This is a genomic window from Dictyobacter halimunensis, from assembly GCF_036245075.1.
Window position 1 is genome coordinate 3,357,412 of record NZ_BSRI01000002.1, and the last position, 12,564, is coordinate 3,369,975.

At 57.5% G+C, this 12,564-nt stretch carries 11 protein-coding genes; 4 read left to right on the forward strand and 7 right to left on the reverse strand.

Features of this window, described 5'->3' with window-relative positions:
* Positions 1 to 20: 20 nt before the first annotated feature.
* The 4 genes from AABA21_RS27955 to AABA21_RS27970 all read right to left on the reverse strand — a co-directional run bounded on the left by AABA21_RS27955 (position 21) and on the right by AABA21_RS27970 (position 4,195).
* Positions 21 to 1,433 (reverse strand): DNA polymerase Y family protein, encoded by a 1,413-nt coding sequence (locus AABA21_RS27955; protein ID WP_338255283.1) that lies wholly within the window; start codon positions 1,431 to 1,433, stop codon positions 21 to 23.
* Between the two features lie 251 nt (positions 1,434 to 1,684).
* On the reverse strand, positions 1,685 to 2,863 hold the full coding sequence (locus tag AABA21_RS27960) for a DNA glycosylase AlkZ-like family protein (RefSeq protein ID WP_338255285.1): 1,179 nt from the start codon (positions 2,861 to 2,863) through the stop codon (positions 1,685 to 1,687).
* Positions 2,864 to 3,101: 238 nt separating this feature from the next.
* Complete coding sequence (locus AABA21_RS27965) at positions 3,102 to 3,587, reverse strand: ClbS/DfsB family four-helix bundle protein (RefSeq protein ID WP_338255287.1); 486 nt, start codon at positions 3,585 to 3,587, stop codon at positions 3,102 to 3,104.
* A gap of 68 nt (positions 3,588 to 3,655) precedes the next feature.
* Positions 3,656 to 4,195, reverse strand: a complete 540-nt coding sequence (locus AABA21_RS27970) for a cysteine hydrolase family protein (protein WP_338255290.1) — start codon at positions 4,193 to 4,195, stop codon at positions 3,656 to 3,658.
* A gap of 145 nt (positions 4,196 to 4,340) precedes the next feature.
* Here AABA21_RS27970 and AABA21_RS27975 point away from each other — a divergent pair, with 145 nt between their 5' ends.
* On the forward strand, positions 4,341 to 5,294 hold the full coding sequence (locus AABA21_RS27975) for a helix-turn-helix transcriptional regulator (RefSeq protein ID WP_338255293.1): 954 nt from the start codon (positions 4,341 to 4,343) through the stop codon (positions 5,292 to 5,294).
* Positions 5,295 to 5,317: 23 nt separating this feature from the next.
* Here the strand turns inward: AABA21_RS27975 and AABA21_RS27980 are convergent, their stop codons facing one another.
* From AABA21_RS27980 to AABA21_RS27990, 3 genes are all read right to left on the reverse strand, one after another.
* Positions 5,318 to 6,523 carry an ornithine cyclodeaminase, nickel-pincer nucleotide-dependent gene (locus tag AABA21_RS27980; RefSeq protein ID WP_338255295.1) on the reverse strand — a complete coding sequence of 402 codons (1,206 nt, stop codon included), beginning with the start codon at positions 6,521 to 6,523 and terminating at the stop codon, positions 5,318 to 5,320.
* A 135-nt stretch (positions 6,524 to 6,658) separates the two neighbouring features.
* Entirely contained in the window at positions 6,659 to 7,660 is a 1,002-nt protein-coding gene (locus tag AABA21_RS27985; protein WP_338255297.1) for a Dna2/Cas4 domain-containing protein, read from the reverse strand.
* 37 nt (positions 7,661 to 7,697) lie between these two features.
* Positions 7,698 to 8,297, reverse strand: coding sequence for an HDIG domain-containing metalloprotein (locus tag AABA21_RS27990; RefSeq protein WP_338255299.1), 600 nt, complete (start codon positions 8,295 to 8,297; stop codon positions 7,698 to 7,700).
* A 185-nt stretch (positions 8,298 to 8,482) separates the two neighbouring features.
* Between AABA21_RS27990 and AABA21_RS27995 the strand changes: the two genes are divergently transcribed.
* The 3 genes from AABA21_RS27995 to AABA21_RS28005 all read left to right on the forward strand — a co-directional run bounded on the left by AABA21_RS27995 (position 8,483) and on the right by AABA21_RS28005 (position 12,537).
* Positions 8,483 to 9,538, forward strand: coding sequence for a dipeptide epimerase (locus AABA21_RS27995; RefSeq protein ID WP_338255301.1), 1,056 nt, complete (start codon positions 8,483 to 8,485; stop codon positions 9,536 to 9,538).
* A gap of 219 nt (positions 9,539 to 9,757) precedes the next feature.
* Complete coding sequence (locus AABA21_RS28000) at positions 9,758 to 10,438, forward strand: pentapeptide repeat-containing protein (RefSeq protein WP_338255304.1); 681 nt, start codon at positions 9,758 to 9,760, stop codon at positions 10,436 to 10,438.
* Between the two features lie 563 nt (positions 10,439 to 11,001).
* Complete coding sequence (locus tag AABA21_RS28005) at positions 11,002 to 12,537, forward strand: ammonium transporter (RefSeq protein WP_338255306.1); 1,536 nt, start codon at positions 11,002 to 11,004, stop codon at positions 12,535 to 12,537.
* The last annotated feature ends 27 nt before the right edge of the window (positions 12,538 to 12,564 follow it).

Here is a 12,564-nt window from a genome sequence, read left to right on the forward strand (position 1 = left end):
GGAGGCGCGCTCCTGTGAGTTCAGGGTGCTGACAGCTTGCGCGTCATCCGGCCGCGAGCCCGCGCGGGCGGTGGATAGTAGGTGGTGGGCGCGGTGGTAATCATGTCGCCAACGCGCAGTTGCACCTGCAGGTAGCGCATGCCCGCCTTATGGTAGTGGGCGAACAGCATCAGGCTATGATGGGCGATGATATCGGCCTGATCGGTGTGCCGGTCCAGCAGGAGCTGGCCGCCGATCGTCTCTTCGGGCATGGTAAAGGCCATCTCTTCACCATCCTCGCCAGAGACTAGCTTGCGCGTATGGCGCCGGATCTGATTGGGCCAGAGGACCAGCGCGATGGATTGCCCCTTCAGGCGCTGCTCCTGCAGGCGCTCACTTAGATACGCAGCCAGCTTGTTGAGGGCGCTACAGGTTTCGTCGGCATCGGCCTGGTGGTGGAAGCGTACGCGGGCATTCTGGCTCAGCGGTGGGGCGTCTGGGACCACCAGGCTATCGTCATCCCCTATGGCCACGCGATAGAGCCATCCTCCCAGTGGACCCAGGCGGCGGACCAGTCCTTCCTCGGTGAGGGTCGCGACCTGCGCGAATGAAGTGATGCCAAAGTCGCGCAGATGGGTGACCATATCGGCCACAGCCACCGGATCTACCTGCCCGTTTTTTCCTTCGCCGTTGTTCTGCTGGCTCTGTTCGTTGAGCTCCGGTAAGGCTGTGGCCAGCCCGCTCCCGGCGGCCCGCATACGCGTGAGCAGCGAGAGCGGCAGCGTCTGCACGAACGAAGCCTCGCGTCCATGTGGGATATAGAGGACGCCCTGACGGCCATCTTTACGGCTCATCAAGGCCGCCAGTTCGGCCGTGGATTTACCATTGGCGACGCCGATCATGGCGCTCAGCCCCATCTCAGCGATCTCGGCGCACAGACGTTCGGCCAGCATCACGGGATTGGTAAAGGGGATCTCGCAGCCACGTAGATCGATGAAGGCATCGGAGAGGGGCAGTGTTTCGATGATGCGCGAGTAGGCGCGATAGCGGTCCTTGAGCTGCTGCAGTACAGGCTGATATTGATCATACGAAGCGGGCAGGAAGCGCGTACGGGGAGCCAGGCGATGGGCGCGGCGCAGCGGCATGCCCGGCACAAGTCCCAGGCGCGCGGCCGCCGGTGACACATCGATGACGCGCCCTGGTTCATTGGGGCGCCCGGTGCCGGTGCCGACGATGAAGCTCTGGCCGCGTAGCGCGGGGTCCAGCAGCTCCTCCATCGTGCAATAGAAGCGATCGATGCGCACATGCATAACACCCTGACGGAGTCGGGCGCGTTCCGCCGCGCGGGCCGCCTCGTCAACTTCGTCGGTCGCGTGGTACTGTGGCTGCCCGTTTGTCATAGGTTCAGAGCTCTGTGCCGCCTGTCGTGATGATAATCGCTGAAATTGTTGCATAGCATTCTTCTACAGTATAATATCTTTGTTGGGCGAACGGCAAAAAATGTGGTAGATCCCCCCTACAATAACCAACGCACGGACGCGTGCGAGTTCGCATATCAATGGCTCAAGTTCGAGAGCCGTAATTTCTCGCCCATCGATTCTTTCTATTATATACCAAAATTCTGCTTATGCCTATCCAGCCGCTTCGCGGCTCCAAAGCCGGGGCGAGCCCGGCACCTATGGATATGATATATGGGGGAAAGGTTTCATTGTGTGGTATGGAGGCGGCGCAATTCGGGGTTGATGGGGTCGGCCAGGACGATGTCGCTGGCACCGAGGTATTGCTGGAAGCGCAACAGGGCCTGTTGGATGGCGTCGTAGAGCTCGGCGTCGGGACGCAGGTTGTCCTCCCACCACCATTTGAGGATGGTCCAGGTCTTGCCGCTCAGGCGCGAGTCGAGGCGCGCCACGAAGCGATCCTTATAGAAGACGGGCAGCACATAATAGCCCCAGCGGCGCTGTGGCAGTGGTTTGTAGACCTCCCACAGGTAGTCAAAGGAGAAGATCTGCTGGACGGCTTTGCGATCCCAGAGCAGGCTATCCAGGGGACCCAGCAGGGTGGCGCGCGGCTCGGGTATGGGCGCGTCCAGGTGGGGGAGGGCGTTGCGGTGCAGATAGTAGGGCCACTTTTTTTCACCGACCAGTACCGGGATCAATGTGCCCATCTCGACCAGTTGGTCCAGGACCACTTTGCGTTGGGCGGTGGTGCCGCAGGCGCTCCAGATGGCGGATTCCGCGTTGGGACGTAGCAGTCCAACGGCCTGGTAACGGCGGGCAATGATCCAGCGGTGATAGGCCTCGGTATCCGGTAGGGGAGCCAGGTTGTAGTGGTGGGAGGGGATGACGCGCTCGGGTCGATCGTAGTAGTGGCGTCCATTTTTGCGATGGTGGGTGACCAGCACGCCGCTGACCCACATGGCGCGCAGGACGCGTTTGATATGGGTCAGGCCATACCACGAGTTCTGGTCGGGCATGCGCGTGCGATCCTCGAACTCAAGCGAAGAGAGAGGGCCTCGCGTGTCGATGGCTGCCAGGATGGCGGGCGCGGTCTCGGGGGCGGCCTGCATGATCTCACGATCATGGTATGGACGATACATCTCACGCGTATGGGCGCGCATAGCCCAATCACTGACCGGGACCAGGCAAGCCTGCTTATCCCAGGCATCATATATCAGGCGGTCTTTATAGGCCACCTCCTGCCAGTCATCGACCCGGTAGCCGGGGACACGCGCCTGCAGCACCAGGTCCGCGTTGCGCCCAACGGGATTCAGCGGATCATACTGGACCGTCCCCAGGCGCTCAAAGACGCCCGGGATATCGGTCGGAGTCAGATGATAGCTGGCCAGCAGGCGCGCCGCCTGCTCGCGTGAAATGGTGATCGTCATGGTTTACCTTTGTTCGTTGTTACTCGTAGGTTCGGCCCTTGCGGCCGATTTCTCCTTCCCGTATGAACATGCATCTCACATGCGTTTCCGTGATCTTCGCGTTCGGTAGATATGGGTGTGCGTGGAGAGGAATTCGGCCGCAAGGGCCGAACCTACGATGATCATTTCTTTTGGGCTTTCATTTTTTCTCTCATTCTTTTAAATTGAATGTATTGAGAGACTTGCCCCGTTTGAGCACTTACCGGCTCGCCAACCATTTCTGGATGTTCTGTCCATGCTCCTCGAAGTGCTCAAATGTATTTCCTGCAATGTTGGGCCAGACCGGGTTGCCTTTCCACTGCTCAAGTGGCATGTTGAGCTGTTCCTCAGATAGCTGCTCCACGGCTGCCCTGGTCTGCTGATAGGTGGTGGTGAACTCGTTGAGAATATCAGCGGCTGAGCGGTCTTTATTCTTCTGATAATACAACTCGTTTTCCTCATCCTCGCTCATGCCGGGCGTGGTCGTGGGAAAGGTCTGCTCTTTATTGTAAATCGCGGTCAGGACACCGACCAGGTATTTCTGCCAGGTACTGAGGTGGGCGATGTTATCTTTGATCGACCATTTGCCATTGACGCCGGGCGTGCATAACTGCTGCTCGCTCAACGGGGCTAGCAGAGCTGTGAACTGCTCATAGCCTGTTTGCATGCGTTGCAAGAGTTCGGTTTTGGAGGCATGTTCCGTCATATGCTTTACCCTTCTTACTTTCTTATTTGCTTATCTTCTTAATCCGCGTTGCCGTGATGGCAATCGTGCTAGCTTATGACCGCGCTGGTTGGTTGGACCCGGATTACCGCGTCGTCGGTATCGAAGCCATCCAGAGTATAGTTGTAGAAGGCCACAATCTGTTTTTCGCTCAATAGATCGGTATCGAATGTCACGTGGGCATCGCTGACCAGCGTCACGTTGTAGCCAAAGGTGGTGGCGCGGCGGACCGTGGTATCGACACAGAACTGGGTCTGGCCGCCGGCGACGATCAGGTGTTTGACGCCGTATTCCTGCAGCGTCTGCTGCAGCGTTGTATCATAGAAGGCGTCCGAGGCGCGCTTATTCACCACCGCCTCACCGGGCTGTGGCGCGATCGCTGGATGTATCTGCCAGTTGGCGCTGCCAACCTCCAGTTCATGGCCTTTGGGACCACCATGCTGAACATAGATAACCGGGACCTGCGCAGCCCGCGCACGCGCCAGCAGGGTCTGCATATTGCCCAGCGCCTCCATATGGTGCGCCGAATCCGCGTTGATCATCCCGACCTGGATATCGATAATCACCAGGGCCGTATCCTGTTGATCCATAACATCCCCTTTCCTCTGGTTATTGTTTCATTCCCTTACCCCTTGAGTTTATATGACAAAGAGGATAAAATTCGCCCTAAAAGGATCGTATTTTTGCGCCTTGCCAGAAATTCGATTGATCGCGAGATGGAAAGGAAACCCGCCGATGTATTTCCCTACGACGCGTGTCCTGACGGTGCTGGAGCTCTTGCAGTCCAGGCAGCAGATGAGTGGACAGGAACTGGCGGAGCGGCTAGAGGTAGATCCTCGCACGGTCAGGCGCTACATTACGATGTTGCAGGACCTGGGTATCCCGGTCGAGGGGGTGCGGGGACGCTACGGCTCGTATCGCCTGCGACCGGGCTATAAGCTGCCACCCTTGATGTTCAATGATGATGAGGCGCTGGCCCTGACGTTGGGCTTGCTGGTTGGTCGCAAGATGGGGCTGACCATGGCCACACCGGCGGCCGAGGGGGCGCTGGCCAAGATCGAGCGCGTACTGCCACAATCTATTCGCGAGCGCGTACAGGCGGTACAGGAGACGCTGGTGGTGGATGTCATGCCGACCGGTGCTGTGCCGCGCGGCGAGGTGGTGCTGGATCTCAGCGAGGCCGCGCGCCAGTGTCGCACGGTGCATATGCACTATCGAGCATATGTGGGACAGGAGACCGAGCGCGACCTGGACCCCTATGGCCTGGTCTATCGCTCCGGCTACTGGTACGTGGCGGGCTATTGCCATCTGCGCACAGAATTGCGTACCTTCCGCCTGGATCGTATCGTGGCGGTCGAGATTCTGACACAGACGTTTACGCGGCCAGAGGCATTTGATTGCCTGGCCCTGGTGCGCAAGGCGATCCCTTCGACGCCGTCTACCTGGTTTGTGGATGTCGTGCTCAAGACCACGCTGGATGAGGCCCAGCGCATCGTGCCGCCGGCCCTGGCCGTGCTGGAGCAGATCGAGGATGGTGTGGAGCTGAAATGCTATGTGGATCACCTGGACTGGCTGGCCTGGGTCTTGATCCGCCTGCGCTGTCCATTTGTGGTGCGCCAGCCGACTGAACTGCGCGATGAGCTGTTCAAACTGGCTCAACAGATCACAGATCTGGCCGAGCGCACCTGACGGGATGATGATCCATCAAAATGCTATGAAATCTCTTTCCCTTGCAGCGCATCCATGAGTTCGCGCAAGAATAGCTCGGCGTCCGTAACCAGCCCGGCGGCCTGGAAGCTGCCGCGATCGGCCAGTTTGGTGACGACCGACTGGTTGATGTCTACAACTACTGTTCGTACGTGGGCGGGCAACAGATTGCCGGTGGCGATGGCGTGCAGCATCGAGGCCACCATGATGGCCATCTCGACGCCCTGCACCTCTTCGCGCATGCGCGCCTGGGCCTGCTGCATGTCGGAGATGACGCCGGGCATAGGGCCGTCGTCGCGCACCGAGCCTGCCAGGACCATCGGGATGTGACGCTTATGGGACTCATATGTGATGCCGTCGCGCAGCAGTCCGGCCTCGATGGCCTTATCGATCGAGCCAATGGCGCGGATCGCGTTGATGGCGCGCAGATGGTTGCGGTGTCCCCCCTCGACCTGCTCGCCGCTCTTCAGATTGACGCCCAGCGAGGTCCCGAACAGGGCCGATTCCACATCATGGGTGATAATGGCGTTGCCGCCGAAGATAACCTGCACGTAGCCCATGCGGATCAGCTCGGCCACGTAGCGTCCAGCGCCGGTGTGGATAACGGCTGGCCCGAGCACAAACAGGATCTTGCCATTGCGGGCGCGCACCTCGTGCATCTGGCGCGCAATATTATGGATGGCCAGCACCTTGGCTTTTTCAGACGAGACATCGCTCTGCATAAAAGCAAAGGAGTCGCGCTCGCGCTCGCGTGCGTAGGGCTGTACGCGAATGCCATCGTGTCCGATCACCACTTCCTCACCGACCTGCACATCGTGCATCGGACGGCAGGTGGCTCTATTGTGTTCGCGGTCGACCGCGATCGCTACATCCATCTCGATATGCTCAACGTTGACCCATTGTCCATTCAAACGTACCTGCGTCGGCAGGTTCGTCGTAGAGTAGAATTTGGCTGGCAGGACCCCTGGCTGCTCTACGCGCGCCGTATGCACGTCTTCGGCGTGCAGGAGGACCGCGCCAAGCTGCTGGAGCTCTGAAATAATGCGATCCAGTATCTCATCATTGGGAGCCGAGACCTTGAGGCGCACATAGCTGACATCGTTTTTGGTTGCCCCGACCTGCATCTCCTCTACATCAAAGTTACCACCACGATCCATAATCGTATCCCAGGCACGCGGCAACGTCCATGAGTCGATTATGTGTCCACTCATCTCTATTACTTCATGTACTGTAGGCATTGCTTGCACTCACTTTTCTTTAGAACGCTCGCGACGGGAGCTATAGTCTTGCGCCTAGTGTATGCGGCCCGTGTACGAATGTCAATTGTCATCCGTCGGTTTACATCTCTATTTGCTCTGGCCGATGGGGCAGATGGGCTGGTAGATGCAGGCGCGGCACTTGGCGACCTTCTGCTTTTGCAGGGCGGGCGGCATCTCGGCGCTGCTCAGGTCCATCTGTTTAAGGTGGCGCAGGACCTTTTTGCGCAGGGCGGGGGTGTACTCGATGGGAAATTCGCGATCGCTGTAGCGCAGGATGCCATGTGTGGGGGGATCCTCTGAGTACTCTTCGAGGATGAGGCAGTAGGCGGCGACCTGGAGGACGTGGTGGCCCTCGGGTGTCATGGCGTTTAGCGCCACCGGTTTGATGTCTACCGGTAGCAGGCGGTTATCGGGCAGCTTGACGATGTAGGCCGGCTTGCCCTGCAAAAAATGTTCGTCCGAAGTAATAGGATCACCCCGGCCATCGACATTCTCATACATCAATTCGCCGAAGGGGAGTCCCAGTGCCTGATGGTGTTCGCGTACCAGTTTTTCACGCTGCACGCGGCGCTCGTTGAAGAGGAGCGCGAAGCAGGCGACAGAGAATATGAGGAGCGCGATCCCGGCGACAAAGATGACCTCTCCAAACATAGTGGTGGTGAAGAGTTTGAGAAACAGGGTGACCAGAGAGAGTCCAACCAGCACAATGCCGAATCCCAGCATAACCAGCGCCAGGGAGAGCAGGCGGCGCACTCTGGGATGGTTCCCGACGGCCTCATCATATTCTTCTTCCAACGCCTCGTCGTCCATCTCGGGTAGCTGCCTGGTGGCCTGGTACTCCTGCTCGAAGGCACCCCGACGCACCAGGATCTGCTCGATGACCTGGTAGTCGGGAACGTGTGGCGCCTGCGAGCCATATTCTTGCTCTATCTCGACCATCTGCGCGAAGAGCTCTTCGTTATTCGCATGTACGATCGGGTCGTACTGCTCATGCCACCAGACGAGGGGGCAATATTCGTATTGAGCGATCTCCGTGGCGTTATAGGCGCGTTTAAAGGGAATTGTATTGCGCTGCTTGGAATTCTGCATCGTGTAGTTTTGCCTGGACTCCGTGGCGAGCTCGTAGCTAGCGAGCCGCCTCTGGCTGCGTCTGTTCTGCTGTTCCAGCCAGACCCAGCGCCTCCGCCCTATCCGTCATGGCCTGGATGACGAAGGCGATATGTTCATTTAAATCAACGTCGAGCTCTTCGGCCCCCTTCACCAGGTCCTCACGATTGACGCCGGCGGCGAAGCCCTTGGACTTCATCTTCTTGCGCACCGACGATACCTCCAGCCCGTGAATGCTCTTATTGGGCCGTACCAGCGTGGTGGCGGTAATCATGCCGGTGATCTCATCGCAAGCGTAGAGCCCTTTGGAGAGCAGATCCGTGCGTGGGTGGGTCTCGGCGTTGACGTCGTTGTGGGCCAGGATAGCGTAGATGATGCGCTCGTCATAGCCCTCGGAGCGCAGCCAGTCGGCCGCCACCCTGGTATGCTCATTCAGGTCTGGATACTCCTCGTAATCGCAATCATGGAGTAATCCAGTCATTGCCCAGAGCTCTTCATCCTCGCCATATTTGCGGGCATAGGCGCTCATAGCGGCCTCAACCGACAGCATATGCTTCTGTAAGTTCTCATTTTTTACGTGGCTTGTCATTAACGTGTATGCATCGTTACGTGTTGGCATTGTTTCCCTCTTACTACATACAAACGCGGCAAATTTGCCTCTATTATAGCATAGGCTGATCAGGCCCGGTGAGAGAAGCCGACTCATGTATAGAAGGGCTTTACCAATCATGCTATGATGGTTGATAGCTCTATTGGCTTCAGAATTGATAACGTGCTAGCACGCATGGATGAAGGAACATTATTATGCTACATATCGATGCAAAACCTATAGATCTGCACCTGACGACCCCATTTCGTATTTCGCGTGGGGTGCAGCATACGGCTTCCAATGTGGTGGTGGAGGTGAAGCACGAGGAGGCGGTTGGCTATGGTGAGGCGGCTCCCAGCAAGTATTACGGCGAGAGCGCCGAGACAGTGATGGCCTGTATCGCCATGTTCGCCGGCAACCTGGGGGATGATCCCTTCCTGATTGAGGAGATTATACAGCGCCTCGACAAGGTGATTCGGCTGAATCCCTCGGCCAAGGCGGCCGTGGATATGGCGATCTATGATATCATGGGCAAGATGCTTGGCGTGCCCGTCTATAAGCTGCTGGGCCTCAATCCAGCGCATACCCCGCGCACCTCCTTTACCATCGGCCTGGATACACCGGCTGAGATGGCCAAGAAGGCGTTGCTGGCTCAGGACTATCCTATTTTGAAGATTAAGGTCGGCACCAGGCACGACATCGAGATCCTGAAGGCGATTCGCGATGTGACCTCGGCTGTGATCCGCGTGGATGCCAACGCGGGCTGGACGCCCAAGGAGGCGATCAAGAATATCAATGCGATCGCCCAATATAACATTGAGTTCGTCGAGCAGCCGGTTCCGGCGCATGACCTGGCCGGTCTAAAGCTGGTGCGCGACAATGTGCCCCTGCCGATCATCGCCGATGAGAGCTGCGTCTCCATCGAAGATCTGCCGCGCCTGAGCGAGTGCGTGGATGGCGTCAACTTCAAGCTGATGAAGAACGGCGGCATCGCCAATGTGCTCAAGATGATCCACGTGGCGCGCGCCTACAATCTGCGCACCATGATCGGCTGCATGATCGAGAGCTCGCTGGCGATCACTGCGGCCGCCCACCTGACACCCCTGGTCGATTACGCCGATCTGGATGGACAGCTGCTGATCAACGATGACCCATTCGCCGGTGTGACCGTTGAGCGCGGCAAGTTGATCCTGCCCAATCGTCCCGGCCTCGGTGTGGGCGCGCGCCCCAACAACCATGGCGCCTCCGAATCGTCATCGCCGCACTCATAGACGGACATCCGTGTGAGGGGATATAAATCGGCCGCCAGGGCCGAACCTACGGAATCGCCTTTCTTGTTACATTTCAAAAGAATGGATATTTGAAACGTAAAAATAAACACGAAACGTAGGTTCGGCCCTGGCGGCCGATTTCTCCTCCCCACGCCACGATGTTCCCGTCATGGCGGCCCTTGCGGCCGATTTATAGAGAAGATAAAGGGTATCGATACGATGAATAATAATAAATCTACGCCGGGTGGGCCCCGCGTGCGTCCGCCGCGGCTGCCGCGCAAAGCCACGGGACGCGACGTCATCGGGGGATATGTGCAATCGCGCGAGCGCTATGCATCTCTGGCCCTGAACAACGTTAATCTGGCGGACCAGGCGGCGTCCCATCCGGCTTTTGTGGAGACCTCTTTCCAGCAAGTTGTGCTGGCCAACACCGAGTTTGAGGAGATGCAGCTGGATGATGTGCGCTTCAGCTCCTGCGATCTCGCCACCGCTGTCTGGTATAAGACGGTCTGGCATCGCGTCGAGCTGGTGGGATGTCGCATGACCGGTTTTATGGCAGGCGAGGCCCATTTTGAGGATGTGCTATTTAAAGACTGCCTGCTCAGCCTGTCGCAACTACGCTTCGCGACCCTGAAGTCGGTACGCTTCGAGCATTGCGATCTCAGCGAGGCCGACTTACTGGAGGCCAACCTGTCGGACGTGAGCTTCGTCGACTGCAACCTGCGCCAGGCCGAGCTGACCGGTACCCAACTTGCAGGTATCGACCTGAGCACATGCAATATCGATGGCGCCCGCCTGGGACCCAAAGAGTTGCGTGGCTCCAGCCTCAATCACGCGCAGGCCCTCGCCCTCATCGAAGCCATGGGCATCACTATCACCACCCACACCCCCACCACGTAATCGCACCCATTGGATGGGTATCTTTGTGGGGGAACGGGAATCGGCCGCAAGGGCCACAATGTCTCCCTCATGGTGGCCCTTGCGGCCGATTGTTCGCGGTTGATTTATTCGTGTGTAGGCTTCTTAATCTTCTTAAGCTCTTAAGTTCTTAAAACGCTTAGGGTAGACAGAATGCTTGTGTTTGATGTGCACTTTGTACAATGTATTTGCGCCCTCACTAAAGAAACCCTTAATGTTTTGCTGCTAATTCTAAAAATCATATCAGGATTTTACGGGTAATTCTAAAAAATAAACCCATGATTGTGGGGTGGTTTGTGCTAATTGCACAAAAAAAGAAGCTTGTTTTGTGATATATTGGACCTTCAAAGGCAAACCCCTTATTTCTTATACTTCTCTTAAGTACAAAATATACAAATGCGATACATCAATGATGATTTATCCAACCCCACCTGGGAAGATCCCGAACGGTGTTTTCCTATCCTGTGCTCACCGATGAGAATTTGTCGCCTGCAGCTGTTCATGCATATTTATGACTATCTGGGCTGAAAGGAATTATTAACCCTATGACAACACTCTTACGGGCTACATGGACGCGCTTCCGCACGAACCTGCGCGATCCGCTCATTCGGCGCAATGTTGCTTACTATATGGGAGGTAAGCTGTTAGGTCTGACCCTGCTCTTGCTGGCGATGTACTGGTTTATTCCAACTGCTGTACATGCCGCGACAGGTGCTTCGACACCAACCCCTCAGATCAATGCGGTGAATACGGTCTGGACGCTGGTGGCTGCCTTTCTGGTATTTGGTATGCAGGTTGGGTTTGTGATGTTGGAGGCGGGTTTTGCTCGCTCTCGTGAGTCGGTGAACATTCTGGTTGAGGGTATTGCCGATACCTGTATCTGCGGTGTTCTGTTCTGGGCCTGGGGCTTCGCCTTTATGTTCGAGCCTGGCACACCCTGGATCGGTACGCAGGGCTTCTTCCTGAGCGGCCTGCCAGCTACCTACATGTCGACCGGCATCCCTGTGCTGGCCTTCTGGGTGTTCCAGTTCGCGTTCGCCGATACGGCCTCGACGATTACTTCGGGCGCGATGATCGGACGCTGCGGCTTCTGGGGCGATATCGTCTATAGCATCGGTGTAACCGGATTTATTTATCCAATCATCGGTCACTGGGCCTGGGGTCCTGATGGCTGGCTGGCGCTGCTCAACTTCAAAGATTTCGCGGGCTCGACCGTGGTGCATAGCATCGGTGGCGCGATTTCGCTGGCTGGCGCTCTGGCGCTGGGACCTCGCCTTGGCCGTATCTTCAAGCGCGACGGCGGTGGCCCACCTCCTGCCCACGATCTGATCATCGGCGCGGTCGGTGGCCTGATCCTCTGGTTCGGCTGGTACGGTTTCAATCCTGGTAGCACATTGTCGGCGCTGGACACAGTTGGTATCGGACGCGTCTCGTTCAACACGACGCTGGCGGCCTGTTCTGGTGGCCTGGTGGCGCTCTTCTTCTCATACTTCCGCTCGAAGAACAAGACGTGGGACCTGGGTCTGACCGTCAACGGTTTCCTGGGTGGCCTGGTGGCCATCACCTGCCCTTGCTACTGGGTTGATCCCGTGGGCGCCTTCTTTATCGGCGCGATTGCGGCTTTTGTAGTGATCTTCGGTCTGGATGTGCTGGAATATCTGCGCATCGATGATCCGATCGGCGCGGTTCCGGTGCACCTGTTCGCCGGTATCTGGGGGACGCTCTCGCTGGGTCTGTTCGCGACCGGTGCCTTTGGCGCGCCCACCCCAACTGGTGCGGATACCAGCGCGGTCATCCGTGGTCTGTTCTACGGTGGTGGCGTCTCTCAATTGGGACTGCAGGCGCTGGGCTCATTCTCGGTCGTTGCTGCTACTCTGGTGGTCTCGCTGGCGATGATGTTTGCCCTTAAGTCTATCGGTATCCTGCGTGTCTCCAAGGCTGGCGAGCTCGAAGGTCTGGATCTGCATGAGCATGGTGCGGTCGCCTATCCCGAATATGCCTTGATGGGTGTGGTGCCATCCCTGACCGGCCACGACGTTGCTGAAGAGATCTCTGCGACTCCGGTGCTGGCCGAAGAATAAAAGATAGCTTTCTTCTCCTCTCACTCT

Coding starts and splice junctions, on each gene's coding strand:
- AABA21_RS27965 (WP_338255287.1), bottom strand. CDS start 3,587: ATGACGGAACATGCCTCCAAAACCGAACTCTTGCAACGCATGCAAACA.
- AABA21_RS27990 (WP_338255299.1), bottom strand. CDS start 8,297: ATGCCAACACGTAACGATGCATACACGTTAATGACAAGCCACGTAAAA.
- AABA21_RS27995 (WP_338255301.1), top strand. CDS start 8,483: ATGCTACATATCGATGCAAAACCTATAGATCTGCACCTGACGACCCCA.
- AABA21_RS27960 (WP_338255285.1), bottom strand. CDS start 2,863: ATGACGATCACCATTTCACGCGAGCAGGCGGCGCGCCTGCTGGCCAGC.
- AABA21_RS27985 (WP_338255297.1), bottom strand. CDS start 7,660: ATGCAGAATTCCAAGCAGCGCAATACAATTCCCTTTAAACGCGCCTAT.
- AABA21_RS28005 (WP_338255306.1), top strand. CDS start 11,002: ATGACAACACTCTTACGGGCTACATGGACGCGCTTCCGCACGAACCTG.
- AABA21_RS27975 (WP_338255293.1), top strand. CDS start 4,341: ATGTATTTCCCTACGACGCGTGTCCTGACGGTGCTGGAGCTCTTGCAG.
- AABA21_RS27955 (WP_338255283.1), bottom strand. CDS start 1,433: ATGCAACAATTTCAGCGATTATCATCACGACAGGCGGCACAGAGCTCT.
- AABA21_RS27970 (WP_338255290.1), bottom strand. CDS start 4,195: ATGGATCAACAGGATACGGCCCTGGTGATTATCGATATCCAGGTCGGG.
- AABA21_RS27980 (WP_338255295.1), bottom strand. CDS start 6,523: ATGAGTGGACACATAATCGACTCATGGACGTTGCCGCGTGCCTGGGAT.
- AABA21_RS28000 (WP_338255304.1), top strand. CDS start 9,758: ATGAATAATAATAAATCTACGCCGGGTGGGCCCCGCGTGCGTCCGCCG.